The organism is Enterobacter cloacae subsp. cloacae ATCC 13047, assembly GCF_000025565.1.
GTDB classification, from domain to species: domain Bacteria; phylum Pseudomonadota; class Gammaproteobacteria; order Enterobacterales; family Enterobacteriaceae; genus Enterobacter; species Enterobacter cloacae.
The window spans coordinates 2,235,873-2,261,667 of sequence record NC_014121.1; the positions used below are offsets into that span (position 1 = coordinate 2,235,873).

20 protein-coding genes, 1 pseudogene and 1 riboswitch are annotated in these 25,795 nt (G+C 54.9%); of the genes and pseudogenes, 10 read left to right on the plus strand and 11 right to left on the minus strand.

What is annotated here, in order from left to right:
• Window positions 1-94: 94 nt before the first annotated feature.
• The 5 genes from ECL_RS10750 to dmsD all read left to right on the plus strand — a co-directional run bounded on the left by ECL_RS10750 (window position 95) and on the right by dmsD (window position 5,114).
• Window positions 95-388 carry a DUF1161 domain-containing protein gene (locus ECL_RS10750; RefSeq protein ID WP_013096796.1) on the plus strand — a complete coding sequence of 98 codons (294 nt, stop codon included), beginning with the start codon at window positions 95-97 and terminating at the stop codon, window positions 386-388.
• Window positions 389-534: 146 nt separating this feature from the next.
• Complete coding sequence (ynfE, locus tag ECL_RS10755) at window positions 535-2,973, plus strand: selenate/tellurate reductase subunit YnfE (protein ID WP_013096797.1); 2,439 nt, start codon at window positions 535-537, stop codon at window positions 2,971-2,973.
• 10 nt (window positions 2,974-2,983) lie between these two features.
• Complete coding sequence (locus ECL_RS10760) at window positions 2,984-3,601, plus strand: DMSO/selenate family reductase complex B subunit (protein ID WP_013096798.1); 618 nt, start codon at window positions 2,984-2,986, stop codon at window positions 3,599-3,601.
• 1 nt (window position 3,602) lies between these two features.
• The gene (locus tag ECL_RS10765; protein WP_013096799.1) at window positions 3,603-4,457 is read left to right on the plus strand and encodes a dimethyl sulfoxide reductase anchor subunit family protein; all 855 of its coding nucleotides are present in this window, start codon (window positions 3,603-3,605) and stop codon (window positions 4,455-4,457) included.
• A gap of 42 nt (window positions 4,458-4,499) precedes the next feature.
• Complete coding sequence (gene dmsD / locus ECL_RS10770; RefSeq protein WP_013096800.1) at window positions 4,500-5,114, plus strand: Tat proofreading chaperone DmsD; 615 nt, start codon at window positions 4,500-4,502, stop codon at window positions 5,112-5,114.
• Between the two features lie 14 nt (window positions 5,115-5,128).
• On the opposite strand, the gene atzF is transcribed toward dmsD, so the two are convergent.
• The 7 genes from atzF to ECL_RS10805 form a co-directional block, all read right to left on the minus strand.
• Complete coding sequence (gene atzF / locus ECL_RS10775; RefSeq protein ID WP_013096801.1) at window positions 5,129-6,928, minus strand: allophanate hydrolase; 1,800 nt, start codon at window positions 6,926-6,928, stop codon at window positions 5,129-5,131.
• Window positions 6,925-10,527 carry an urea carboxylase gene (uca, locus tag ECL_RS10780; protein WP_013096802.1) on the minus strand — a complete coding sequence of 1,201 codons (3,603 nt, stop codon included), beginning with the start codon at window positions 10,525-10,527 and terminating at the stop codon, window positions 6,925-6,927. Before uca ends, atzF begins: the two co-directional genes overlap by 4 nt.
• A 151-nt stretch (window positions 10,528-10,678) precedes the next feature.
• A complete protein-coding gene (locus ECL_RS10785; protein ID WP_013096803.1) occupies window positions 10,679-11,311 on the minus strand; it encodes an urea amidolyase associated protein UAAP2 in 633 nt (210 codons plus the stop codon).
• Window positions 11,312-11,321: 10 nt separating this feature from the next.
• A complete protein-coding gene (locus ECL_RS10790; protein ID WP_044159424.1) occupies window positions 11,322-12,029 on the minus strand; it encodes an urea amidolyase associated protein UAAP1 in 708 nt (235 codons plus the stop codon).
• A gap of 11 nt (window positions 12,030-12,040) precedes the next feature.
• A complete protein-coding gene (locus ECL_RS10795) occupies window positions 12,041-12,817 on the minus strand; it encodes an ABC transporter ATP-binding protein (RefSeq protein WP_013096805.1) in 777 nt (258 codons plus the stop codon).
• Window positions 12,814-13,629 carry an ABC transporter permease gene (locus tag ECL_RS10800; RefSeq protein WP_013096806.1) on the minus strand — a complete coding sequence of 272 codons (816 nt, stop codon included), beginning with the start codon at window positions 13,627-13,629 and terminating at the stop codon, window positions 12,814-12,816. Before ECL_RS10800 ends, ECL_RS10795 begins: the two co-directional genes overlap by 4 nt.
• 17 nt (window positions 13,630-13,646) lie before the next feature.
• Window positions 13,647-14,705 (minus strand): putative urea ABC transporter substrate-binding protein, encoded by a 1,059-nt coding sequence (locus ECL_RS10805; protein WP_013096807.1) that lies wholly within the window; start codon window positions 14,703-14,705, stop codon window positions 13,647-13,649.
• A 57-nt stretch (window positions 14,706-14,762) separates the two neighbouring features.
• A riboswitch (guanidine-I (ykkC/yxkD leader) is annotated at window positions 14,763-14,861 on the minus strand.
• Window positions 14,862-15,086: 225 nt separating this feature from the next.
• On the opposite strand from ECL_RS10805, the gene ECL_RS10810 reads away from it, so the two are divergent.
• Window positions 15,087-17,045, plus strand: coding sequence for an SIR2 family protein (locus tag ECL_RS10810; RefSeq protein ID WP_013096808.1), 1,959 nt, complete (start codon window positions 15,087-15,089; stop codon window positions 17,043-17,045).
• Window positions 17,046-17,128: 83 nt separating this feature from the next.
• Here the strand turns inward: ECL_RS10810 and ECL_RS10815 are convergent, their stop codons facing one another.
• Window positions 17,129-18,316: an OmpP1/FadL family transporter gene (locus tag ECL_RS10815; RefSeq protein ID WP_013096809.1), complete on the minus strand. Its 1,188-nt coding sequence runs from the start codon at window positions 18,314-18,316 to the stop codon at window positions 17,129-17,131.
• A 403-nt stretch (window positions 18,317-18,719) separates the two neighbouring features.
• On the opposite strand from ECL_RS10815, the gene ECL_RS10820 reads away from it, so the two are divergent.
• The 3 genes from ECL_RS10820 to ECL_RS10830 all read left to right on the plus strand — a co-directional run bounded on the left by ECL_RS10820 (window position 18,720) and on the right by ECL_RS10830 (window position 22,243).
• The gene (locus ECL_RS10820) at window positions 18,720-20,198 is read left to right on the plus strand and encodes a DUF1254 domain-containing protein (RefSeq protein WP_013096811.1); all 1,479 of its coding nucleotides are present in this window, start codon (window positions 18,720-18,722) and stop codon (window positions 20,196-20,198) included.
• A gap of 10 nt (window positions 20,199-20,208) precedes the next feature.
• A complete protein-coding gene (locus tag ECL_RS10825) occupies window positions 20,209-21,675 on the plus strand; it encodes a DUF1254 domain-containing protein (RefSeq protein WP_013096812.1) in 1,467 nt (488 codons plus the stop codon).
• Between the two features lie 271 nt (window positions 21,676-21,946).
• A complete protein-coding gene (locus tag ECL_RS10830; RefSeq protein WP_072072177.1) occupies window positions 21,947-22,243 on the plus strand; it encodes a hypothetical protein in 297 nt (98 codons plus the stop codon).
• A 55-nt stretch (window positions 22,244-22,298) separates the two neighbouring features.
• Here ECL_RS10830 and ECL_RS28050 read toward each other — a convergent pair.
• Window positions 22,299-22,472 (minus strand): annotated as a pseudogene (locus ECL_RS28050) (DUF4225 domain-containing protein); the annotation flags it as partial.
• A gap of 431 nt (window positions 22,473-22,903) precedes the next feature.
• Between ECL_RS28050 and ECL_RS10835 the strand changes: the two are divergent.
• Window positions 22,904-24,034, plus strand: a complete 1,131-nt coding sequence (locus ECL_RS10835; RefSeq protein WP_013096816.1) for an RES family NAD+ phosphorylase — start codon at window positions 22,904-22,906, stop codon at window positions 24,032-24,034.
• Window positions 24,035-24,296: 262 nt separating this feature from the next.
• Here the strand turns inward: ECL_RS10835 and ECL_RS10840 are convergent, their stop codons facing one another.
• Window positions 24,297-24,680, minus strand: a complete 384-nt coding sequence (locus ECL_RS10840; protein ID WP_013096817.1) for a hypothetical protein — start codon at window positions 24,678-24,680, stop codon at window positions 24,297-24,299.
• A gap of 315 nt (window positions 24,681-24,995) precedes the next feature.
• Window positions 24,996-25,451, minus strand: coding sequence for a hypothetical protein (locus ECL_RS10845; RefSeq protein ID WP_013096818.1), 456 nt, complete (start codon window positions 25,449-25,451; stop codon window positions 24,996-24,998).
• Window positions 25,452-25,795: the final 344 nt, after the last annotated feature.

Here is a 25,795-nt window from a genome sequence, read left to right on the forward strand (position 1 = left end):
ATTCAGGGAGATTATTCCCAATCATATTAGCAAATACAGTTGTTTACACGAACCCTGCTAAAATTAATCTACACACAGAGAAAAGGAGCTACAGATGAAACGGTTACCCTGGATTACCGCCCTGCTGTTAATGAGTGCCTCTACCGCCGCGCTGGCGGCACCGGATTCCTGCGAACGCGTAAAAAGCGACATTCAGCAGAAAATCATCAACAACGGCGTGCCGGAATCTGGCTTTACGCTGAACATCGTACCCAACGATCAGGCCGATCGTCCGGATGCGCAGGTTGTTGGGCATTGTGCCAATGATACCTTCAAAATTTTGTACACTCGCACAGGCAGCGGCGCTGCTGCTGGCGCGCAGGAGAGTCCGCAAGGCGAACCGCAGTGATTTTTAACCACTTTCCTTGCGCCAATCCCCCTTGAATTGATGAGGATTAATATTTAATACCTCCAAATAAGTAACACTCACCCCATCATTAGCCCGGTTGTAATCACGGGCGAAAATAATAGTCAATTAAAATGATGGGGTGAGTCATGTCCGATGTCGAACATCACGGTGGAATCAGCCGCCGAACACTCGTTAAGCCCACCGCGATAGGTTCTCTGGCGCTTGCCGCCGGTGGTATCTCGTTGCCGTTTGGATTGAAAAGCGCCGCTGCTGCGGTGCAAAACGCCGTACAGCCTGCTGAAGATAAAGTGGTCTGGGGAGCCTGCTCGGTGAACTGCGGCAGCCGCTGCGCGCTGCGTCTGCATGTCCGTGACGACGAAGTTTACTGGGTGGAAACGGATAATACCGGGGAGGATATCTACGGCAATCATCAGGTGCGCGCCTGTCTTCGCGGACGCTCCATCCGCCGTCGCATTAATCACCCTGACCGCCTTAACTACCCGATGAAGCGCGTGGGCAAACGCGGTGAAGGTAAATTTGAGCGCATCTCCTGGGATGAAGCGCTGGATACCCTGACCCGCAGCCTGAAAAATGTAGTGGAAAAATACGGCAACGAAGCGGTGTACATTAACTACTCCTCCGGCATTGTCGGCGGCAATATCACCCGCTCTTCCCCTTACGCCTCGCTGGTGGCGCGCCTGATGAACTGTTACGGCGGCTTCCTGAGCCACTATGGCACCTACAGTACCGCGCAAATTTCCTGCGCGATGCCGTACACCTACGGCAGCAATGATGGCAACAGCACCTCCGACATTGAAAACACTAAACTGGTGGTGATGTTCGGCAATAATCCGGCGGAAACGCGTATGAGCGGCGGCGGGATCACCTACTACCTCGAACAGGCGCGTGAACGCTCAAATGCGCGGATGATCGTCATCGACCCGCGTTATACCGACACCGCTGCCGGACGTGAAGATGAATGGATCCCGATTCGCCCGGGTACCGATGCCGCACTGGTAGCCGGACTTGCATGGGTATTAATCAACGAAAATCTGGTTGACCAGCCGTTCCTCGATAAATACTGCGTTGGCTATGACGAAAAAACGCTGCCGGAAGGCGCGCCTGCTAATGGGCACTACAAAGCGTATATTCTCGGCCAGGGCGACGATAATACGCCAAAAACCCCGGAGTGGGCCTCGCGCATTACAGGTATTCCTGCGGATCGCATCGTCAAGCTGGCGCGCGAGATTGGCTCGGCAAAACCCGCCTATATTTGCCAGGGCTGGGGACCGCAGCGCCAGGCTAACGGTGAACTGACGTCGCGCGCCATCGCCATGCTGCCGATCTTAACCGGCAACGTGGGTATCAACGGCGGTAACAGCGGCGCGCGCGAATCGACCTATACCATCACCATCGAACGGATGCCGCTGCCGGAAAACCCGGTAAAAACGCAGATCTCCTGCTTTAGCTGGACAGATGCCATCGCCCGCGGCCCGGAAATGACCGCCCTGCGCGACGGTGTGCGTGGCAAGGATAAGCTGGATGTGCCGATCAAGTTCATCTGGAACTATGCCGGTAATACCATCATCAACCAGCACTCCGACATCAACAAAACCCACGATATTCTGCAGGACGAAAGCAAGTGCGAAACCATCGTGGTGATCGACAACTTTATGACTTCTTCGGCGAAATACGCCGACATCCTGCTGCCGGACCTCATGACCGTCGAGCAGGAAGACATCATCCCGAACGATTATGCGGGCAATATGGGCTATCTGATTTTCCTGCAGCCCGTCACCGCGCCGAAGTTTGAGCGTAAGCCCATCTACTGGATCATGAGCGAAGTGGCGAAACGCCTCGGGCCGGACATCCATCAGAAATTCACCGAAGGCCGGACACAGTCGCAGTGGCTGCAGTATCTGTACGCCAAAATGCTGGCGAAAGATCCGCAGCTTCCGTCCTATGACGAACTGAAAAAAATGGGCATTTATAAGCGCAAAGATCCCAACGGACACTTCGTGGCGTATAAAAAATTCCGCGATGATCCGGATGCCCATCCGCTCAAAACCCCGTCAGGCAAGATTGAAATTTACTCCAGCAAGCTGGCAGAGATTGCCGCCACCTGGGAGCTGGAAAAAGATGAAACCATCAGCCCACTGCCGGTGTACGCCTCAACGTTTGACGGCTGGGATGCCCCGGAACGTAAAACATACCCGCTGCAGCTGTTTGGCTTCCACTTCAAGGCGCGCACCCACTCCAGCTACGGCAACGTGGATGTGCTTAAAGCCGCCTGTCGTCAGGAGGTATGGCTCAATCCGGTTGATGCGGCACAACGCGGTATTCAAAACGGCGATATGGTGCGCGTGTTTAACGACCGCGGTGAAGTGCGCATTGCCGCAAAAGTCACCCCGCGCATCATGCCCGGCGTCAGCGCGATGGGCCAGGGGGCCTGGCACGACGCCAACATGAACGGCGATCGGATCGACCATGGCTCATGCATCAACACGTTGACCACCCATCGCCCGTCACCGCTGGCGAAAGGCAACCCGCAGCACACCAATCTGGTGCAGATCGAGAAGGCGTAAGGAGTAACCGATGACAACCCAGTATGGATTTTTTATTGACTCCAGCCGTTGCACCGGGTGCAAAACCTGCGAGCTGGCCTGCAAGGATTACAAAGACCTGACCCCGGACGTCAGCTTCCGCCGGATCTACGAATATGCGGGCGGCGACTGGCAGGAGGATAACGGCGTCTGGCATCAGAACGTCTTTGCCTATTACCTGTCGATTGCCTGTAACCACTGTGAAGATCCGGCCTGCACCAAAGTGTGCCCGAGCGGGGCGATGCACAAGCGTGACGACGGGTTTGTGGTGGTGAATGAGGATGTCTGCATCGGCTGCCGCTACTGCCATATGGCCTGTCCGTACGGTGCGCCGCAGTACAACGCCGCCAAAGGCCACATGACCAAGTGCGACGGCTGCCATGACCGCGTCGCAGAGGGCAAAAAGCCGATTTGCGTGGAGTCCTGTCCGCTGCGCGCGCTGGACTTCGGCCCGATTGACGAGCTGCGTAAAAAACACGGCCAGCTTGCGGCCGTCGCGCCGCTGCCGTCCGCGCACTTCACGAAGCCAAGCATTGTGATTAAACCTAACGCCAACAGCCGCCCGACGGGAGATACCTCCGGCTATCTGGCAAACCCGAAGGAGGTGTGAGATGGGAAGTGGATGGCATGAATGGCCGCTGGTGATCTTCACCGTTTTTGGGCAGTGCGTGGCCGGGGCGTTGCTCGTCAGCGGTCTGGCATGGATGAGGGAGAGTGACGAGGCGGTCAAAGCCCGCATCGTGCGCAGCATGTTCTTTTTATGGCTGGTCATGGGCGTTGGCTTTATCGCATCGGTGATGCACCTGGGCTCCCCGCTCAGGGCGTTTAACTCCCTGAACCGTGTTGGCGCGTCGGCGCTCAGCAACGAGATCGCGGCAGGCTCGGTCTTCTTTGCCGTCGGTGGCTTCTGGTGGCTGGTGTCGGTTATCGGTAAAATGCCGCCCGCATTGGGTAAAGTATGGATGGTGGTGAGCCAGATCCTGGGGATTGTGTTTGTCTGGGCCATGACCCGCGTGTATCAGATCGATACGGTTCCGACCTGGTACACCGGCTACACCACGCTGGCCTTTTTCCTGACGATGGCGCTGGGCGGCCCGCTGTTTGCCGCCCTGCTGCTTCGCGCCGCTGGCACCGCCTTCAGAGGCACGTGTGCCGCATCGGTGAGCGTACTGGCGCTGCTGCTGAGCGTGGCGGTGATTGTGCTGCAGAGTAACGAACTGGCGACGCTACACAGCTCCGTACAACAGGCCAGCGCCCTGCTGCCGGACTATGGCGCATGGCAAGTTGGCCGTATCATACTGGTCGCCGCCGGATTAGGCTGCTGGCTGTGCCCGCTCATCCGGCGCCAGGAGCCGAAAACCCTTGCGCTCTTTGCAGGCCTGGCGCTGGTTGTCGTGGGTGAACTGATCGGCCGCGGTCTGTTCTATGGTCTGCACATGACGGTAGGTATGGCAATTGCCGGTTAACACAGGCGCGCGGGTTCGCCCGCGCGAGCAAGGAAGTTTGTAATGATAGATGTCTCACAGCGTGAAGCGTTCGCGTTCAGCGCCCGGGTACTGGGCGCACTGTTTTATTATTCACCCGACAGCGAGCACGTTGCGCCGCTGGTCAACGCCCTGACCGCTGGCGACTGGGTTACGGACTGGCCGCTGCCGCAGGCGGCGCTGCAGCCCATCGCCGACACCTTTACGGTATCTGCCGATGAGCCCGTCACTGACGCCTGGCAACGGCTGTTTATTGGCCCCTATGCGCTGCCCGCACCGCCGTGGGGTTCCGTATGGCTGGATCGTGAATCCGTGCTGTTTGGGGATTCAACCCTCGCCCTGCGTCAGTGGATGCGGGAAAACCAGATTGCCTTTGAGATGCAGCAGAACGAACCGGAAGATCATTTTGGTACGTTGCTGCTGCTGGCCGCGTGGCTCACTGAGAACGGACGCGAGACGGAACGCGACCAGCTTCTGGCGTGGCACCTGCTGCCGTGGAGCACCCGTTTTCTCTCCGTGTTTGTTGAAAACGCCGGGCACCCGTTCTATAGCGCACTGGGAAAACTCGCGCAGCTGACGCTTGCGGACTGGCAATCTACCTTACTGATCCCGGTCGCAGAAAAACCGCTCTACCGTTAACCGCGCTGGCTTGCTCACGCATGATGAGCAAGCCAGGCTCGCCAGCCACCGAATCGCGTAATCTCCTGTGCTCCCTCTAATCCTGCCTCCTCGCAGATAAACCCGGTCAGCCAGCGCCCGTCCTGAAGTTCGACTTTTCCCAGCCCCAGCGGTGCGGGGATCCCGGCCAGAAACGATCCCATTTCGCTGTGCGGAAGTGCCCACACCTCTACGGCTATTGCGGAACCCTGTTCTGTTGCCCGCACCATGCCCGGTCGTTTGCCGTCTGCCAGGGCAAAGAGCCGATAATGCGGGGCGCTGGTGGTGGCTTCTACATACGTCGCCCCGCGCTGGCGCAGTTGATGATTCAGCGCCAGCCCGTCCAGGTGCGCGCCGCACACCACCAGATACATCCGGTCATCGGTGGCGGTCGAAACAGGTGCATCCCCTTGTATCTCGCGTTCTCCAGGCAGAGGTAATTTCTGGTGACGTTGTAACGCATCGGCCAGACTGAGCAGATACTGGTCGGTAAACGCGCGGCCAAACAGCGTTATGCCGGAAGGCAAGCCGTTGGCCATAAACCCTGCCGGGACCGCCACGGCAGCGTAATCAAGCAGGTTCATAAAGTTGGTGTAAAGCCCAAGCTCAGAGTTGCGTTTGACCGGTTCCTCCGCCAGCTCGGCCAGACTCACCGGGCGCGGATAAGTGGGAGTTAACACGCACTCAAGCCCCGCCAGTATGGCATCGCACTCGCTTTTATAGGCCTGAAGCTGGTACTGCGCTTCAAACGCCGCTACCGCACTCATAGCAGGCGCTTTTTGCAGCACATTGCGGATCACCGGCAGCACCGCGTCCGGCTGTTGCTCAATCAACGCGCCCGCCACGTGGTAGCGCTCGGCCACCCACGGGCCGTCATAGAGCAGTTTTGCTGCCGCCAGGAACGGCGAAAAGTCGATGGTCACCGGCACGCCGCCAAGGGCGATCAGCCTCTCCTTTGCGGTGTGATACAGCGCCTCACTCTCTGCGCAGCCGAGAAACTCCAGCGTGTCCGGCACGCCAAAGCGAAAACCGGCTGCCGGTACGCCAAATGCCTGCGCTCCGTTCCAGGACGGGTTAGCACGGCTGTAGTCATCGTGCGCGTCTTTCGTCGCCGTCAGCGCCAGCAGTTGGCTGGCCTCCGCTGCCGTGCTGGTGAAGAACGTTACGCAGTCCAGCGTGCGGCAGGCGGGCACCACACCCGCTGTCGAGATCAGCCCTTTGGTCGCCTTCAGCCCGACCAGATTATTGAGAGAGGCCGGAACGCGCCCGCTCCCGGCGGTATCGGTGCCCAGGGCAAAGCTCGCCAGCCCCAGCGCCACAGCCAGCGACGAGCCCGCGCTTGAGCCACCGGACGGATACTCCGGATGCACACTGTTGCGACACGCACCAAATGGTGAGCGCGTGCCGTTTAAGCCGGTCGCGAACTGGTCGAGATTGGTTTTCCCCAGCGGGACCGCCCCCAGCGCGATCAGCTGCGACACTATCGTCGCATCCTGCTCTGCCCGGTACGCAAAGGCCGGACAGGCGGCGGTGGTCTCAATACCCGCCAGATCGATATTGTCTTTAATGGCAAACGGCACGCCATAGAGCGGCAACGATGCCGGATCCACGCCGTCCAGCGCGGCCAGATACGGCTCCAGCTCGTCGGGCGTCAGAAGATAAATAAAGGCGTTAAATTCCGGGTTCAGCGCCAGCGCGCGCTCGCGCAGGGCAAGGATAACCGCGCGAGGACGGAGCTGACCGGAACGGTATGCCTGCGCCAGAACATCAAGGCGTAAATCAAAAAGGTGCTTCATGCTGTTTTCTCCAGGACCACCACACACTGACCCACGCGCACCGATGAACCCGGCTGCACGCGCACCAGGCTGACCACCCCGTCCTGGGTTGCGACCAGCGGGATTTCCATCTTCATGGACTCCAGTACCACCAGCACATCGCCTTCGCGCACGGTGTTACCGACTTCAACGTTTACCTGCCACAGGTTGCCCGACACCGGGCTGTCAATCCCGGCCTGTCCGGGTGCCAGCGGCGCGTCTTCGCCGTCCGTTACCAGCACCTCGCTGCTGTCAAAATGGGCCTGACCGTTGGCGGCCCAGCGCTCACGCTCGGCGTCAAACGCGGCCTGCTGATGCGCGCGGAATGCCTCAATCTCCGGCGCCTCGTCGGCCAGGAATTGCTGATACTCCGCCAGCTTCAGCGTGGTGTGTTCGATGCGCAGCGGATAACGTCCCAGCGGGAAATCCCGGCGGATGGTGAGCAACTCTTCGGCAGAGACCGGATAAAAGCGGATCTGGTCGAAGAAGCGCAGTAGCCAGGGCTTGCCGTCAAAATCCTCCACGGCGTGATAGCGATTCCACATCTGTAGCGTGCGTCCGACAAACTGATACCCGCCCGGCCCCTCCATGCCGTAGACGCAAAGGTAGGCCCCGCCAATACCCACCGAGTTTTCCGCCGTCCAGGTGCGTGCCGGGTTGTATTTGGTGGTCACCAGACGATGACGCGGATCGAGCGGTGTCGCGACCGGCGCGCCCAGGTAGACATCTCCCAGCCCCATTACCAGATAGCGAGCATCGAACACCGTTTTATAGACCTCATCGATATTCGCCAGATCGTTGATACGACGGATAAACTCCAGGTTGCTCGGACACCATGGCGCATCCCGGCGCACGGTGGTCATGTATTTGTCGATGGCCTTCTGGCACGCGGGATCGTCCCAGGAGAGCGGCAGCCAGACCACGCGCGACGGCACGTCCAGCGACGCCTGCCCGCATACGTCCTGCCATAGCCCGGCCACCGTCTCCAGCAGCGCTTCCAGACTCAGCGTTTCCGGCTGATAGTGAATCTGCAGGGAGCGGATCCCCGGCGTGAGGTCGATAATCCCCGTCAGCGCGCGCGTTTCCAGCGCCTGCATCAGCGCGTGGGCGCGAAAACGCAACACCAGATCCAGTTCGGGGTCGCCTATCTCCAGCAGCAGATGGGTATCGCCGGATAACCTCGCCACCAGCCGTTTATCGTCCTCCCCCACCTCCAGCACCACCGGCGAGCTCAGCCCGACAGGTTGCCACGGCATGACCTGCGGCGTCAGGCTGGCGATTTGCGCCGCCTGCCCCTGCGCCAGCCGTCGGGCGGTGGAAACGTCCACCGGCATAAAGCGCACTTTATCGCCCGCTTTCAGCTGGCCAACCGCGTGTAGATCCGCCTCAATGACGGTGACCGGGCAGACAAATCCCCCCAGGCTTGGGCCGTCGGGGCCGAGGATCACCGGCATATCGCCGGTGAAATCCACCGCGCCAATGGCGTACGGGTTGTCGTGGATGTTCGAGGGGTGCAGCCCCGCTTCGCCGCCGCTGTCACGTACCCATTCCGGTTTCGGGCCGATCAGACGCACGCCCGTGCGGCTGGAGTTAAAATGTACCTCCCACTCGGTGGCAAAAAAGGTCGCCATATAGCCCGGCGTAAAATACTCCGGCGCACCATGCGGACCGTAAATCACCCGCAGCTCACGCACCCCATCCAGGCTGGTGCGCAGGGCCTGCGGCAGCTCCCCGTCCGCGACAGGTTCGGTCAATGGGGACAGATGCAGCACGTCACCTGTGCGCAGTGCCCGTCCGGCGTGACCGCCAAACTGCCCGAGGGTGAAGGTGCTTTTGCTGCCCAGATAATCCGGTACCTCAAACCCGCCGCGCAGGCAGAGATAGCTGCGTACGCCGTCCCCCTGAATATCGCCCATACGCAGCGTGCTTCCCGCCCGGACGCGGAAAACGCGGTTGTTTGCCAGCGGCTCGCCGTCCAGCGTCAGCGCAATGGCTGCGCCGGTCACCGCCAGCTGCGCGTCGCAGTTGAATTTCAGCGTCGGGCCGCTGAGGGTGATCTCCAGCGCGGCGGCCCCCTCCTCATTGCCCAGCAGACGGTTGCCGAGACGCAGCGCCAGGCTGTCCATCGGCCCGGAGGGCGGCACCCCGACGGCCCAGTAGCCCGTGCGCCCCGGATAATCCTGCACCGTGGTTTGCGTCCCGGCGCTGAGCACCTCCAGCGTGAAGGCCTGATAGTCCAGCGTCTCTAAACAGCGGGTCCACGGCTCGCCACGGGCGAACGGCGGGAAGGTTAAAATCTGCTGCAAATAGCTGCGGTTGGTTTCCACGCCGTAGAGACGCGTCTCTCCCAGCGCGGTGTGCAGGACGCGGATCGCCGCCTCGCGCGTGGGCTGCCAGGCGATGATTTTTGCCAGCATCGGGTCAAAAAACGGCGGTACGTCGCAGCCGGACTCCACCCAGCTGTCGATGCGCAATGTGCGACGGTCGCTTTCCGGGAACACCACTTCGGTGAGTAGCCCTGGCGACGGCTGGAACTGACGGCCCGGATCTTCGGCGTAGACCCGCGCCTGAATGGCGTGTCCTTGTGGTTGCAGGCTGGCACGCAGCTCCGCCAGCGGCGGCAGCGTTCCGGCCGCCAGGTCAATCATCCAGCGAACCAGGTCAACACCCCACACCTGCTCGGTGACGCCGTGCTCTACCTGCAGACGGGTGTTCACTTCAAGGAAGTAAAAGCGGGCCGCGTCGCTGTCGTAGACAAACTCCACGGTACCCGCGCTGCGGTAGTTGACCGCCTGGCCGAGTTTTATCGCCGCCTCGCACAGCGCGGCCTCCATGCCGTCCGGCAGGTTGGGCGCGGGCGTCTCTTCCAGCACCTTCTGGTTACGCCGCTGTACCGAGCAGTCGCGCACGCCGAGGGCAATCACCTCGCCTTTACCGTCACCAAACAGCTGGACTTCCAGGTGACGCGCCCGCTCAATGTATTTTTCGATAAACACGCCCGCGTCGCTAAAGTTATTCTTGCCCAGGCGCACCACGGCATCGAAGGCGTCGCGCAGCTCTTCCGCGTGGTAACAGACGCGCATGCCGATCCCGCCACCACCCGCGGTGCTTTTCAGCATTACCGGGTAGCCCACTTCCGCCGCAGCGTGAACGGCCTCATCGACGTTAGCCAGCAGTCCGGTGCCTTCGAGCATCGGCACGCCGTGCGCTTTCGCCAGCGCACGGGCGGTATGTTTCAGGCCAAACAGGCGCAACTGTTCCGGCGTGGGGCCGACAAACGCAATGCCTGCGGCTTCGCAGGCTTCGGCAAATGCGGCGTTTTCCGACAGAAAACCGTAGCCCGGATGAATGGCCAGCGCACCGCTGGCTCTGGCGGCCGCGATGATCTTTTCGCTCACCAGATAGGTGTTCGCCGCCGGGCCCTCGCCCAGGCTCAGCGCCTCATCCGCTTCCCGGATATGCAGGCTGCTGAGATCGGCTTCGGAGTAGACCGCCACGCCGCGGATCTTCATGGCGCGCAGGGTGCGCAGAATGCGGCAGGCAATCGCCCCGCGGTTTGCAATCAGGAGTGTCGTCAACATAGGTCAGACTCAATCGTGGCGGGTCGTCCCGCCGAAAATCGGCTCACCCATGGTCGTCCATGGGGAAAAAGCGGTTACGGCAGAATGCGTCCGGCGCGGACTGCAAACAGGCGATAAATGGCCTGGCGCAGGCGCTGCCAGCGGGTGGATGTCAGTTCCATACCAGCACCTCTGCTGGCGTCGGGTTCCAGCCGTTGCACGGGTTGTTAAGCTGAGGACAGTTGGAGATCAGCACGATGACGTTGCACTCGGCGCGCAGCTCGACATATTTTCCCGGCGCGGAGATACCGTCCTCAAAGGTCAGCCCGCCCTGCGGAGTCACCGGCACGTTCATGAAGAAGTTAATGTTGGCGGCAATATCGCGCTTTTGCAGGCGGCCATCGTGCAGGCAGGCGCAGAGGAAGTTATCCCGGCAGCTGTGCATATGGCGTTTATCGAGAGCATAACGCACGGTATTGCTCTCCTGCGCGCAGGCGCCGCCGAGGGTATCGTGACGCCCGCAGGTATCAGCCACGATGGTCAGCAGCGGGTTACCGAGGTTGGAGTACAGCACGCTGCCGTGGGTGAGATAAGCGTTGTTCTGGCGGCGCAGCGTGCGCTGTGCGTCGTAGCGCTCACGCGGGTTGTCCGCATTGTAAAACAGCGTGTCCACCGCCTGGTTGCCCTCCAGGTCGAGCAGGCGTAGCGTCTGGCCTTTCTTCACTTCAAACAGATACGGTTCCCCCGCCGGGATAACGTGGCGGAAGCTGGCATGCTGGGGATGTTTTTCGCTGGCAACGGTCATACACGGCTCCTTACAGGGCGAAACGTTGAGTGTTAGTGATGGCGCGTTCGTTTTCCGGGCGCGTCAGGAGGGCGTTAATCGCCCCCTCTTCATCCTCCGCCTGCCGCCAGCTCAGCTGTACCGGGCGCGGGGCGTACTCCCGGGAGGGATCCATCGGGTGCGGTAGCGCGGTCATGACAATCAGCGTGTCCATCGGCGCGAACAGCTCAACGTAGCTGCCCGGCTGCGAATGTCCGCTGTGGAAGCGGAACTGGCCGTTGTCCTCCACGGTGACCTTGCTGAAGAAATTGACCACCATCAGCAGATCTTCCAGGTTGAGATCCCACTTGCCCATCTCCACCAGCAGGTTGTCCGTACCGTTACGGTAGAAACCGTTGCGCAGTTCCTGGTAACGCCCCTGACCGTATTTTTCCGCCACTTCGGCGGCATTCAGCACGCCGCCAAACGGGTCGTGCCAGCCGCAGGTGTCGGCGGTAATGCCCGCCAGTACGCGGCCCATGTCGGAGTAAAAGCAGTGTCCGGCGGTGAGGCGCGCGGTGTGCTGGCCTTTCAGCGTGTCGGGCAGGTTCAGCCGCTCGCTTTTCTCGTGCGGGTTGAGCATCAGCAGGCTGACGTTGGCACTGCCTTGCGTATCTGTCATGCGCAGGATCTGCCCGCGCTTCAGGACAAACGAGAGGTGTCCCCCGCCGGGAAGCGTCTCTTCACGTAAAATCGTCATGGTATTCACTGTTACCCCCTTAAGGCATAAACGTTGTCGGGCGTGGTTCCGCTCAGGGCGGAGAGCCGCGTCTCGTTGAGCGGAATGTCGTAGGTAATGCGCGCGCCGTAGGCATTCGGTGCCTGCGGGTCGAGGCGCACTTTGTCGAACACCAGTAGCCGGGTGCCGAGGTTGAAGCCTTCAGACAGATCGTGGGTGACCATAAAGACGGTCATGCGGGTTTCGCCCCACAGCTGCAGCAACAGGGCGTGCATGTCTTTTCTGATCCCCGGATCCAGCGCACCAAACGGCTCATCGAGCAGCAGCACGCGCGGCTGCATGATGAATGCCTGAGCAATGGCCAGGCGCTGCTGCATGCCGCCGGAGAGCTGGGCGGGATATTTATCCAGCGCGTGCCCGAGGCCGACTTTTTCCAGCATCTCCGCCGACCGTTCACGCACGGCGCGTTTTTTGCCCCCAAACAGCCGCCCGAACAGCGGCGATTGCGGCAGTTCAAGACCGATGGCGACGTTATCCAGCACGCTGAGGTGCGGGAAAACGGAGTAGCGCTGAAACACCACCCCGCGGCTGCTGTCCGGCTCGGCGCGCAGCGGTTTGCCATCGAGGGTGATCACTCCCCGGCTGGGCGCTTCCTGACCAAGCAGCAGACGCAGGAAGGTAGATTTTCCGCAGCCGGACGCCCCCACCATTGAGCAGAACTCGCCCTCTTTCACCTGCAGGTTCAGGCGTTCCAGCACCACATGGTCGCCGTACTCCTGCCAGATATTGTTGATGGTGATAAAGCTCATGCCTTCCCTCCTTCCGCCCAGGGAAAACAGGTTTTGTGCAACTGACGCAGGGCGAGATCCATCAGCCACGCCAGCAGGGTGATCCACAGGACGTACGGGATAATCACATCCATCGCCATGTAGCGTCGTACGAGGAAAATGCGGTATCCCAGCCCGGCGGTAGAGGAGATAGCCTCCGCCGAGATAAGAAACAGCCATGCCGACCCGAGCAGCAGGCGCAGCGAGGTCAGCAGCCTGGAGAGTAATTGCGGAAGCACCACGCGCAGCACCAGCGTCCAGCTACTGGCCCCCAGCGTCTGCGCTTTGATGAGGATCTCCGGTGGGATTTCACAGGCGCGGTGCTCCAGATCGCGCGCCAGCATCGGGGTGATGCCGATGACAATCAGCATCACCTTCGACAGCTCATCCAGCCCGAAAACGATAAACAGCACCGGGAGTATTGCCAGCGGCGGGATCATCGACAGCACCGTCATCAGCGGCGAGAGCGATGCACGCCACAGCGGAAACACGCCCGAGGTCACGCCAATGCACAGGCCGATCAGTGAGGCGATCGCCAGCCCCGCCAGCAGACGCGCGAGGCTCACCAGGGTATCGACCCAGAACAGGTATTCACCGCTGCGTTTATCCGGGGTCAACGCCATCCGGGATAGCGCGTCCAGCATTTGCTGCAGGCCGGGCAGCAGCTTGTCCTGCGGGTTGGCCTCCAGCCTGACCGCTGAGCCAAAAAAGTAGGCGGCCAGCAGCAGGACAAAAGGCAGCATCACGAGCATCAGCCGCATGCCGGGTGTGGGATGGCGATTAATTTGTCGCATGGAGACTCCGTCCGTTATCACAGCGTGCCGGCAGCGGCCATTTTCACGAAGCTGTCGTCAAAGCGCAGTTTCACGTTGCTGGCATCGCCCACCGTGACATTGCCCGGGAAGCGCATACCGATAAAATCGGCGCTCTGCGCGCCCTCGCCCAGCAGCCCTTTGTCGAAGGAGAACGACGCCACGCGCTGCATGGTTTTCGCCAGATCCGGCGACGTGACAAACGCCATGTTGTCCTGCGGGGTATAGAACAGATGGGTGGTTTTGAGCTGCGCCTGATACCCGGCGAGATCGGTCCCGGAGGCGGCGGCCATCGCATTCAGCGCGCTGGCATCCTGCGCTTTCATCAGCCCCATCATCTCGAACCAGGCGCCGGTGAGCGCTTTGCCCAGCGCCGGGTTGTCTTTCAGGGTCTCGGTGTTGACCACCATCATGTCGATAAGCTCACCCGGTACCTGCGAGGAGCTGAACACTTCGGTGGTGTTTGGCGTGCCTTTGATGACGGAAAGCTGCGGGTTCCACGCCACCGCAGCCTGCACACTGGCGGTCCCGAACGCAGAGACGATATCTGCGTCCGAGGTATTCACCACGGTGACGTCTTTCTCTGCGAGCCCGGCTTTTTCCAGACCGCGCACCAGCAGATAGTGGGACACGGAGAGCTCAGGCAGGTAGACCTTCATCCCTTTCAGATCTTTCAGGGTTTTGCCCTTACCTTTCATCACTACCCCGTCGTTGCCTTCCGAGTAGCTACCGAGGATCAGCGCCGTGGTGTCCACCCCGCCTGCGGCCGGTATGGTCAGCGCATCCATATTGGTCATGGTGCAGCCGTCAAACTGCCCTGCGGTGTACTGGTTGATGGATTCGATATAGTCGTTGAGCTGCACAACGTTGATTTTGATGCCGTATTTGCTGGCCCATTTATCGATGATTTTGCTACTGCTGATGGTGCCCCAGGGCATCCACCCGGCGTAGATGGTCCAGCAGACGTTGAACTCTTTTTTCACAGCGGCGAACGTGGGGAGACTGACCAGCATTGCCAGCGACAGTACAAGAGAGCGGAGTAATGGCGTTTTTTTCATGCTTGACCTCTGAGTGGCACAAAATTAGGGGGCAGCGCGACACCGTCTGGTGCTGCTGTCTCCCGGGCTTTTGTCCCGCCGTGTAACCTCTCAGAGGTCGCCAGCTCTTGGACCAGCCATTCACCGTGGTGAACCGGAACCCTAGCCAGCTATTGTTCAAATTGTGGTGTGCTGCCCTTTCACGGTTGATTAAGCAAGGGGTGTGCCAGGATGGTTTTGCTTTGTTTTTTAGTAGGTTGTGGATTGCTGCGGGTTGGGTTTCACTGTTTTGGGGAGCGGTTTGGGGGATGTGCACTGCGGTGGGGCGTTCTGGGGCGGCGATTTGAATTGCCGGATAAATTAATGCATTAATAATATTTCTGCGTGGACGAAGGAAAAACGATGGAGATGGACGACTGGTGGTTTGGCTGGAAGGGTTTCACTCCCGAACGCCCCTGTCCTGGCAAAGTTGTGTTGATGGTTGGCGCGGGGATCTCCATTGATTCCCCTTCACGGCTCCCAGGAGGATACGAACTCACGGAAGCCCTGCTTGACCACTTGCTTGACAGCAACGCGGCTGACGAAATTAAAACGGTATTTGGTCAATGTGAGCAGTGGATGGGGCGAAGCCTGCCACGTCTGGAGCATGTTCTTGATAAAGCGTTTGAACCTTCAACCATTGAAGGCGTCGAGCGTAGCGGTGCCGCCCGGGAACTGCTGCGTATCTTTTCCCAACGTCCCCCAAATGCGAATCATCATCTGATTGCCGATTACCTGATTAAGCACCGTGGCTGGTGTATCACCACTAATTTTGATGACTGTATCGAGCAGGCTGGTTGTCATCAGATCCCTGTGCATGTGATTGACCCCGCGACCAAAACCCTGGACATCCTGCACCGGGAATACGGTGAAGACTGGGGTATCATCAAAGTGCACGGCACAATTGAACACGGCTGTACAGGACTTGGCGCAACACTTGCCGACCTGGAGCATGGGCTACCCGAAGCCTTCAAAATACGCCTCGAACAGGTAACAAATCAGGCCGATTTAATGGTTGTCGCAGGCTACAGTGGTACCGACCATTTCGACATTAATCACTGGATCCGCGATCGCTGGAATGGGAAGCGCTCGACGCGATTAGTCTGGATTGACCACCGCCCCAGCGTTGAAGAAGAGTTCTGGCGACTCAAAGAACATGAAAATCGCGAGCCGAGAGTCTACTGGCAATACGCTTTCGGCGGTATGAAGATTCAGCACGGACCCACGTTAGCATTACTGTCATCCCTGCTGGGGACCCCTCGTAAAACGGTTAAAGATACCGAAGAGAATGGCGACTGGTGGCGTACGGCCCTGGCAGATTATTACTCCCCTACCAAGAAAGAAAAGTACCTTACCGGCACTCGTCTGGCCAGCTCTATCGGTCTTGGCCAACTAGCCGAGGAACAGCTCCGTTATTTGAAACGCCAACTGGAAGACGACGATATGTTGGTGCCTTTCGAAGCAGAGATTTACTACTCCCGTGGGTTTATTGCCGGGGCGTTATGGTTACAAAACTATCTAAAATCATCGCACGAAAAAAACAGAAAAGTGAACAGCACCGCCCTGATCCGAGCTGAAGGAAAACCTGTAAAAGCGCTTCTGTTTTATTTTGTGCGGTGGTTAAAAAGCTCACGCAGACTCTCACTTGATGAGCAAATAGACGCGTTTGCCTGTCTGCTTGATATCCACGAGCGGAGGCAACAATGGCGACTCTGGCAAAGTAAACCGTTTCGACGTCTGGGCGAAAAGGGATGTAGCGTATTCCGGCGGTATTACATGAAGCTTGAGAACAATAAATTGCCGCTGTATCTGCATGGAAGGATGCAAATGCAGTCCATTCGCCTGGGCACGCTGTTTTACGATGAAGAGGCTTTTTCCTTTGGCGATGTCTGGAATTTACTCTACCGCGAGAATAGTCCGCCGAGTTTTTTTACCCCGTACGGTCCTGCAATCCCAGGTTTTTATCTGATTGAACGCAGCACTGCGCGTGAAGAAGACCGCATTGCCGACCTGGTGCTGGCGAATATTAATTACGTCAATACCCTCCTTTCCGCTCTGCGGCGTCGCTGGCCTAAGGGTAGCGAAAGTGTATTTAAGGAAAGACAGCGAAGAGATGGATATGTTGATTCAGGAGACTATGCGGTGACGTATATCGTGCAGCTGTTAAACGATAGCTCGCAGATGGTTAGTGCTTTGAATGCACCGCATTTACACATCCTGATTGCCAGAGCCTGGATCAGGGCGGACAGTATTTTAGGCGGTATCGAATACTGGAAACAGCAGCGGCTTTATCTCGGCAGTCCGCGTTCGCTAACGACATAAAGAGGCGGTATTACACCTGACCTCTTTTGCTGCAAAGCGGACAGAGGGTGCCCAGTCCCCCATCACTCAAGGATGTTGCAACGTTAAAATTGATAGCTGTAATTGACACTCGCAAACCACAGGTGCGGATCGTCATAGCTTCCTCTTAGGTATTCTGGCGACTGGACGCGGGAAGACTGCATGTGTAAGTACGATAAGGCGAACCCAATATTGCTTTGCGGTGTTATTTGATACTGCGCACCGGTCGCAAAACGCCACTCATCGCCGGTAGGTAATGAAAGCGCAACATCATTTTGTGACTCATAGACCGTACTGTCGAACGCCACCCCGGCATTGATTCGCCACTGTTCTGTTGGACGATATTGCAACCCAAGCGCGGCATGCCAGGAGTCTTTGAGGCGATTTTTATGAGCGGTTTGCTGTCCGGCAACCGTAATCTGTGGACTCCCAAACTGACTCCAGTCCTGCCATCCAAGGTCACCCATTATTGACCACGTTTGGGATATATCATGCACCAGGCTAAACATGATTTGTTGAGGCGCCCTGACCTGCGCAGAAATCGGGAGTTCATATTCCACGTTGGGTAAATTCGGGAAACGGGCTTTCGCATCAATATTAAAATCATAGTCCGCTTTACTGTTCCAGGTGATACCCGCACGCGTTTGATCGGTAAGCGCCATTAATAACCCCAGACGGTAGCTCATTACCCAGTCATTATCTTTCTCTTTTACGTCGTTATCGTCGACATTACGCGTTAGCGAAAGGAATCCATAATTTACGTTAACGGATCCCCCCACGGAAACACGGTCGCTGAGCTTATAAGCCAGGGACGGGCTTAATGTCATTGCAACCATTGTACTTTTTTTAATAAGGCGATCGCCGGCCCAGTTACCAAAATCAATTCCCAGACCATAATTGCCATATAAACCTACACCGGCATATAGTCTGTCATTGACTTTTTGCGAATAAAAGGCGCTTGCATTAGGGAATAAATTCATCACATTACCGGGACTTTTGTGACCAGACGCATTATCCAGGTCATAGGAAATATCACCATCCATGGCCTGTAAACCCCCGGTAAACATATGATCGGGAAGCCGCGTCATGCCCGCCGGGTTGGTCACGATTGTGGACGCGTCCTGAGCACGTGCAGCCTGGCCCGCACCGGCAAGCGCGGCATCTTCGGTTCCAATCTCATAGAAATAGAGTGCGCTGGCCTGCGTTGCGGGTGAAAGAAACGTTATCAAATAAAACAACGCCGTTTTTCTCATATGCTATTTTCCTGTTATCGAATGATAATTTTACTTCCGCGTTCTTTTTTGCCATCACCCTGCTACCGTCAGGCTGTATTACCCTTTTTAACGACGTGGTATATACATTAAATACACAGCAACGTTCCGCACTCTCATTATTTTTCAGGCAGACGCAATCCTGTTGAGCATAGACCAGCCTTCCCGTTCCGCAATGTCGCATAACGTTACCCTGCCTGGAGAAAAAAAGAAAACCCGATCGTTGCGTAAATTTATTATTAAACAACTCTTAAGGTTACATTTTTGAAAAGTTAACTATTCTTAAATGGCATTTGACATGTATCAGTGCCAGACGAGGATGTGCTTAAGCGTTTCAAAGGCATATGCCGCTGGTTTCTTCTGCTCACTCAATCAGGAAACGCTTATGAAGGTTCATGTGATAGCCTCTGCAGTTTTGCTGGCATTGACTTTTTCCCACCACGCTGTTGCTGCCGATGCCCCGCTCTCTCCATTGATGAAACAACTGAATAACGGCAACTGGCTGGCTCAGGACGAGGCACAATCGCTCAGCGATGAACTGTATTATCAGGACGCTATCCAGGCCTACATTCAAACCCTGCCCCTTCTGAACACCATTGGGCTACGCGACGGTTCTGAAGCGGCGTTTGGTAAAGGCTATAACGTTCTCCCTATCTGGAAAGAGCGCATGGATAGCCGGGCGGTGGTTCCAACGCCAAACGGAGATGTCATCTATTCGATGAGTTACCTTGATCTGAAAGAAACGGGCCCATTGGTGATTAAAGCCCCGGCGAACGTCATCGGTATGTTTACCGATTTCTTCCAGAAAACCATTACCGATGTGGGTGCCATCGGCCCGGATCGGGCTCGCGGTGGGCTGTATCTGTTATTACCCCCTGATTATGAGGGCCCTGTGCCGCAGGGTTATTACGCCTTTAAATCATCGACTTACAATGTGTTTCTCTTCTTCAGAACCATTATGGGCAAAGGCGACGGTAAACCTGACCCCATCCCGGCGGTTAAAAATGCCGAAACGACGCGCATTTATCCCCTCTGGGATGTTGAGAAAGACGTGAAGCCGATGCAGTTCCCGGATGCCAGCGGTAAACGCGTCAATATGATGTATCCAACCGATGCCAGTTATTGGCAAAAGCTGAAAGCCTTCGTGGATTATGAGCCGTTAACAGCGATTCCAGAGGAAACGCGTAGCGCGTTGTTAAGCATCGGGATTGTTAAAGGAAAGCCATTCGCCCCAACGGCGAAGCAGCAGGAAATGCTCAACAAAGCGGTTACGACTGCGCCGCGAATGATACTGGCTCGCCGACAGGTGGGGCGTGACGATCAGCGTCAGCTCTACTACAAAGACCGCCAGTGGGAGAACTCCTGGGCGGGGGCAACCGCAGAGTGGATGCAGTACGGAACGCTGGATGCCAACCAACGTGCGGCTTTCTTCCAGATCGCCTATTCCAGCGCCGCAGCTATGGTCATGCATACAACCGGTGCCGGCTCAAAATATCCCTATGCGGTAAAAGATAATACCGGCAAGTTCCTTGATGGAAGCAACACCTATAAGTTGCATTTACCACCGAATCCACCCGCTGCGCTGTTCTGGGCGGTCACCGCCTACAATATTACCGACGGTACCATGCCTGAAACGGACCAGTTGTTACCTTCTACAAACGGCTACTACAACATCCCGAAAAACAGCGACGGTTCCATTGATCTCTGGTTCGGCCCGAACAAGCCGGATGGCGTAGACGATGCCGCTTTTATCAAAACCGTGCCTAATCGTAATTTCCTTGTGGCGTTGCGTCTCTACGGCACAGAAGACGGTTTTTACGATCAAACCTGGGTACCAGACGATCTGGTTCAGACAAACAAATAAGGACCTTACGATGAGTAAATTAAAAACACTGGCACTTTTTACTGCCCTGGCCCTGAGTGCCAACGTTTTTGCCGAGAGCGCACCACTCACTATTCAGCATCCCACGCGTTTCGATCAGCTTAATCAACCCTCTTTAGACGTGCAGATGCCAGAGGCCTACGTGAAGGCAATAGCGCAGCAGGCTTATATCTGGGGCTGGCCGATGGTCAATCAGTTCAACCGACGCGCGACAATTACGAAGGCGCCCGAGCCCGCATTGAATGGCGGTATGGTGCCGGTTGCACCAATGGGGCAGCTCAGTATGCTGACGGATTACATCAAGCCTGAAGAAACCTTCGTAACCTGTCCGAATCAGGACGTGGCTTACGGTCTGGGCTTCTTTGAGTTGGATAAAGAACCGGTTGTGCTACAGGTGCCAGACTTTGGCGACCGCTTCTGGGTTTACGCCATTTATGATGCACGAACCGATCAAATTGGTAACGTCGGTAAGCCCTATGGCACTAAACCTGGCTTTTATTTGTTAGTCGGACCTGACTGGAAAGGCGAAACGCCGAAAGGCATTAACGGCATCATCCGCTCTTCAACGGAAATGGCAAACGTGATACCGCGTATCCAGATGGATGACACGGCCGAAGACAGAGCGGCGATTCAGGCACCGATCAAAGAGGTCATGACTTATCCGTTAAGTCAGTTTGACGGCAAAATGAAAACCTACGACTATTCGAAATTACCGTCTATCGGTGAAAAAGCCGATCCCAACGCAGGTGAAACGAAGTGGGTTATACCCGAAAAGTTCTTCGATCAGCTTGAGAATGTGTTGAATAAAGTGCCACCGTTACCGGGTGAAGAAGCCATGTACGCCCAATACCGTCACCTTGTCGAAATGGGTAAGAAAAACCCTGAAATCCGCAAGTGGATGGATGAAACAGCAGTCGAGACGGATAAAACGGTTATCGCCGAGTTTTTCAAATGGAAACATAACGGTGTACCGGCGGGTAATGGCTGGAACCGCTCAAAAAATAACGCTGAATTTGGGGTCGATTATTACAACCGGACCGGCACTTCAAAATCGAATATGTTCGATAATAAGCCGAACGAAACGCAATATTTCTACACGGATAATGACGCTGCCGGTGCCCAGCTCTCTGGTGCACATAACTACACCGTCACCTTCCCGAAAGGTCAGCTTCCGCCAGTGAAAGGCTTCTGGTCTTTAACCCTCTATAACAGTAAACACCTTTTCAGCCCTAACGAACTGAATCGCTACTCGCTGGGGACAAAAAATAAAAATCTGAAATTTAATGATGACGGCTCTCTGACGCTGTATGTGAGCAAAAACCGGCCTTCAGAGGATAAACTCAATAACTGGTTACCTGCACCAGACGGTACATTCTCACTGTACATTCGAGCGTACTGGGGCGAACAAGCCATTCTGGATGGCACCTGGCAACCGCCTAAAATTGAAACCACGAATTGATCGCAATGACATCGACAAAGGGGCTCATCGGAGCCCCTTTATCCTTTCTTTAAGCGGCTAATGATCTTTTGCTGTACACAACGAGCTGGCATCTTCAGGCTGCGCAGCGGAGAATTGTGGTTGTTTGTGGCTTAGCTGAGTTTAATGGCAAAGATTCCGGATAACGGTGGTTCGTTTCAGATAGACAGAAACCGTTTTGGCTGGAATGCATGAATGTTGCTCAGTATGATTGCGGGCAGCATCGCCAGTTAAGATTTGCTGAGAGGACAATATGGATGTTACTGAAGAGGCTTTGTTGAGTTCTGGCTTTACGCGATCTGACTTGCAGAAGATTAAGAACAACATTGAAAGCTATGGTGGAACATTGGGGGAAGCGATTCAGGATCTGGCTAATCGATTCAGGGTTGTTTTATGGATAACATCATCTTGCCTGATGGTTTTTATCATTCTTGTGTTGTTTTCATCGAAAGAAAATATAATTAGCGGTGGAATATCAATACTCATCACTGTCTTCATCGTTACATTTATTCAGCCGCCAGTGTTGTCTTACAAATCCTGGCAGTTCTGAAGAAAACATAAAGGTTAACAATCAGCGTCCTGGACGACCCATCGTATCCACCTTGCTCCTTTTCTACGACCTGTTTTATCTCCTCGACAAATTCGATACGCGTCAGGGCGTCATGTAAATAAAATGCTGACAATCGATTTGCTGTTTCGAACAGTTTTCGGGCTTCCAGATTCACCATCGTATCTGAACATGTTCTGTTACAGCCCCTGTTAAGCAGAGCAATATCCATAATGCATCTCTTTCCATAAGTGTCTAATTATTTTACGTGCAGGATGATCAGGGGCAATAGTAAAAGCCTTGTCAGAATCTGATTTTACCCGAGTGAATCTGGGTAGAGGGTGAAGTCGCATGCACTCAATTTCGGCTTAATGATGCGTGATGGCAGATCTTCGCTCCTGACGGACCAGTTATATCAGGCACCTGTCCGCTTTGTGCCAAGACAGACGTTGCTGGTAACATTATTTATTCTTTAAGATGAAGCTGGTGCCCTATCATTATTTGTGATTTTTAAAAATACTTTGATGGATACAACGCCCTCTGAAAAAGAGTTTAACAAATTCAACCTGTTTATACCTCTCATCAGGGGAGTAAATACCTTTCTCTTGCTTAAAATGCTGAATTGCATGTAAAATAACCACTCCTCATTTTATGGGTATTAAAATGGAAAAATTGATTTGCATTTCATGTATCAAAAACACAGGCTTGAAGTTTTTAGCTGAAAAATTAAGAAACTCAAATGACAAACGTTTCTTCGACACCTGCGGCCATACTGGTGGATTCCTTAATGAGGATAATGTAGATCAACTTGCTCATGAGTTTTTCGTGAATGGTTCAATTCCACCGAGTTCAGGAGGAAATGCGCCTGTGTATAACATTAAAACTACAGGAATGAATGAACTCACTTTCGGGTCAGAACTAGACCATGACATTGAACTGCTGAGTCAATATAAGCCGTTACCTCTTTACCATTATGGTCCTCCGCTTTATAAAATAGGGGCAACTACAAACTATCAAGAGTTAGTTATTGACGAAGTTAGTGAGTGGAGACGCAAAGAGATTTGGGAAAGTATAATAAGTGCATGTAAAACTGTGACACTTAAACCTGGCTCAACGATTTTCAGAGCGAGAAAAGGAAACTCACTACCATCGGCACTTGAAAATGAGTTTGATTCAAATCCCAATCCAACGGAGGGGCGTTTTAATAAATCTGGAGAAAAAGTTTTTTATGGTGCTTTTGAGATTGAAACTTGCTTGCATGAGATACGTGTAGCTCTGACCGATTGGATAGCGCTCGCAACTTTTCAAGTGATAAAAGAACTCCGATTGCTTGATATTACAGACATAACCGAGTTACCTTCTACACCTTTCGAAAGCATAGAGATCTTTATTAGAAAGATAGTTTATAGCGGAGAATCTGAGTATCCATTATGTCAGGAGCTTGCAAATGAAATTAAAAGTCGCGGTTATGATGGTTTAATTGCTTCCAGCTTCTTTAAGCAGGCACATAAGAACGATCTAAAGAACATTATTTTGTTTGGTCAGCCAGCCAAGGATGGAAAAATATCAATAACATCCACGAACAAAATTAATCTAAACTTTATTTCGTATGAATTTTCATTTGGGCCAATGAGAGATAATAAAAGATTGGACATAAAGGCTCTCGGATTGCTGACGAAACAATATAAAGATAAACTAAGATTACTCGAATCTGGAGAGTTAGAATTCGATGAATTCCAAAGATTTATGGATTACTACATGCATGAGTTTATGACCACCATGGAAAATTCATAACCATAGATACCAAGTTTGTTCAATCCCGCCTCCCGCAAATTATGATTTGATGAAACAGGATGCTGGGCAAAGCTTCTCTGGGTAAGAAAATTTGAGACATCCGCTCTTCACACACAGAGGACCTTCAGCTCAGTCATCTTGTCGGCTTCGAACCAAAAGCGGCAGTGCTAATAGCAGATGGAGTGGATCAACTGAAAGCAGATCAAATTGACATTCTTGACGCATGATGCAAATACCCCGCAAGGGCGGGGTATGAACGAAGCTACAATCTTTTAATCAGGTTCTCAATATTAGCTGGTTCAAAATAATGCTGGTTAACTTTACCATTTATGAGGAAACCATCTTTTAATAGAACTTCAAGCTCATTCTCTGCCTCTTTGTTGAAGATACCTGGATATATTCTCTTGTATGCCTGAAAGGTACCTTTTATATTCCTGCATGCATTCTCTGCAATTTCGAATGAGATCTCGTTCCCTGCGTTGAAGACCGGTATGAAGATCTCAAGAATATCGTTCTTTAACTTCTGTTTAAGTTTCCTTTTCTCAACGATATTTGAATAACAGATACCTAAAAAGAAGGTGAAGATACCAGGAACCCAATTGTTAACGAAAACTTCAACAATTCCTTTAATAGACAAAGTGTCCACTACCTTACTCCTGAGTTAAGATTGAGGTTCATAAAGCGCAAACTCCGTACAAGGCGGGTATTAGACTGCAGATTACCTGCTCCCCGTTGATTATAATACCCCGATTCAGAATTACCTTCATCATGATCCTGAGCACGAATATGCTCCCGTCATAATCGGATATGAGACAATCTCGAACTACCGTTCATCACTCATAGCAGCCATTTACCCGCCCCAATCTCGAAAGCAATAACACCCCCCTCAAAAACCTCAAAGGGGCCCACCCAGCCCCTTTCCCACACCACCCTCTAAGCAGCTAACAAAGCCTGCCCGCACTCAGTGCGACACAATTCGCGGCTCCTTCACAAACTCCGCCAGAAGCCAAATCATATCGTGCAGCAGCCCCGTAAGCTCTTTCGCAACGTTCGCGGGTAATGTCCCCCCTTTAACGGCTTGGGTAAGTGCCAGCGCATAGTCAATCTGGGTAGCGGTGTCATGCCAGCAGTCCGGCACGCAGGAGGTCATTTTCTCTCCCACAATCAACTGTTCAATAAGGTTCGGCGGGAGATCGGCATCACAGAGTTCGCGCAGTCGATGAAGCGCTTGCAGCAGGCGCTCGCAGAGTGCAGAGCTAATGACGCTATCATCGCTTTCGACCAGCACGGTCACCAGCGCGGCGCAGTTGTCCGCAACGTCAAAGAGGTCGGCGTCAACCGGAAGGGGTCGGGTAATAAGCTGTTGAATAATATTTTCGTCAGATTGCGGGAAAATCAGGGTCTGGATAGTCGCCATATTAGGGCATCCTCTACATGTAATTTTATTCACTACCTTGTGAGTTCCTACGCTCGGGGGTAGCACTGACGGAGGTAGGAATACCGCCCACATAGAAAACGGCCAGCCTTACGGCTGCTCCGCCAGCGCCACCGAGATTGTAACGGGATAAACGCTGCCACGACATACTAAATATCGCTATATGGAATACGGGTTCCTACACCCGATTGCGGATGTGCCGCAACGCCGTCACTTTACGGCCCAGGTAACCGGAATAAAAGCATTAACCCTCATTTTCACCGGGTTACTTTTAGGTTTGCGAGGCTCCTTCCAAAAGACGGTATCGCTCCCCCAATCCAGCGCAC

Bases quoted from the DNA above. Each gene is read 5' to 3' on its own strand.
- ECL_RS10750 (WP_013096796.1), top strand. From the start codon at position 95: ATGAAACGGTTACCCTGGATTACCGCCCTGCTGTTAATGAGTGCCTCT.
- ynfE (WP_013096797.1), top strand. From the start codon at position 535: ATGTCCGATGTCGAACATCACGGTGGAATCAGCCGCCGAACACTCGTT.
- ECL_RS10760 (WP_013096798.1), top strand. From the start codon at position 2,984: ATGACAACCCAGTATGGATTTTTTATTGACTCCAGCCGTTGCACCGGG.
- ECL_RS10765 (WP_013096799.1), top strand. From the start codon at position 3,603: ATGGGAAGTGGATGGCATGAATGGCCGCTGGTGATCTTCACCGTTTTT.
- dmsD (WP_013096800.1), top strand. From the start codon at position 4,500: ATGATAGATGTCTCACAGCGTGAAGCGTTCGCGTTCAGCGCCCGGGTA.
- atzF (WP_013096801.1), bottom strand. From the start codon at position 6,928: ATGAAGCACCTTTTTGATTTACGCCTTGATGTTCTGGCGCAGGCATAC.
- uca (WP_013096802.1), bottom strand. From the start codon at position 10,527: ATGTTGACGACACTCCTGATTGCAAACCGCGGGGCGATTGCCTGCCGC.
- ECL_RS10785 (WP_013096803.1), bottom strand. From the start codon at position 11,311: ATGACCGTTGCCAGCGAAAAACATCCCCAGCATGCCAGCTTCCGCCAC.
- ECL_RS10790 (WP_044159424.1), bottom strand. From the start codon at position 12,029: ATGACGATTTTACGTGAAGAGACGCTTCCCGGCGGGGGACACCTCTCG.
- ECL_RS10795 (WP_013096805.1), bottom strand. From the start codon at position 12,817: ATGAGCTTTATCACCATCAACAATATCTGGCAGGAGTACGGCGACCAT.
- ECL_RS10800 (WP_013096806.1), bottom strand. From the start codon at position 13,629: ATGCGACAAATTAATCGCCATCCCACACCCGGCATGCGGCTGATGCTC.
- ECL_RS10805 (WP_013096807.1), bottom strand. From the start codon at position 14,705: ATGAAAAAAACGCCATTACTCCGCTCTCTTGTACTGTCGCTGGCAATG.
- ECL_RS10810 (WP_013096808.1), top strand. From the start codon at position 15,087: ATGGAGATGGACGACTGGTGGTTTGGCTGGAAGGGTTTCACTCCCGAA.
- ECL_RS10815 (WP_013096809.1), bottom strand. From the start codon at position 18,316: ATGAGAAAAACGGCGTTGTTTTATTTGATAACGTTTCTTTCACCCGCA.
- ECL_RS10820 (WP_013096811.1), top strand. From the start codon at position 18,720: ATGAAGGTTCATGTGATAGCCTCTGCAGTTTTGCTGGCATTGACTTTT.
- ECL_RS10825 (WP_013096812.1), top strand. From the start codon at position 20,209: ATGAGTAAATTAAAAACACTGGCACTTTTTACTGCCCTGGCCCTGAGT.
- ECL_RS10830 (WP_072072177.1), top strand. From the start codon at position 21,947: ATGGATGTTACTGAAGAGGCTTTGTTGAGTTCTGGCTTTACGCGATCT.
- ECL_RS10835 (WP_013096816.1), top strand. From the start codon at position 22,904: ATGGAAAAATTGATTTGCATTTCATGTATCAAAAACACAGGCTTGAAG.
- ECL_RS10845 (WP_013096818.1), bottom strand. From the start codon at position 25,451: ATGGCGACTATCCAGACCCTGATTTTCCCGCAATCTGACGAAAATATT.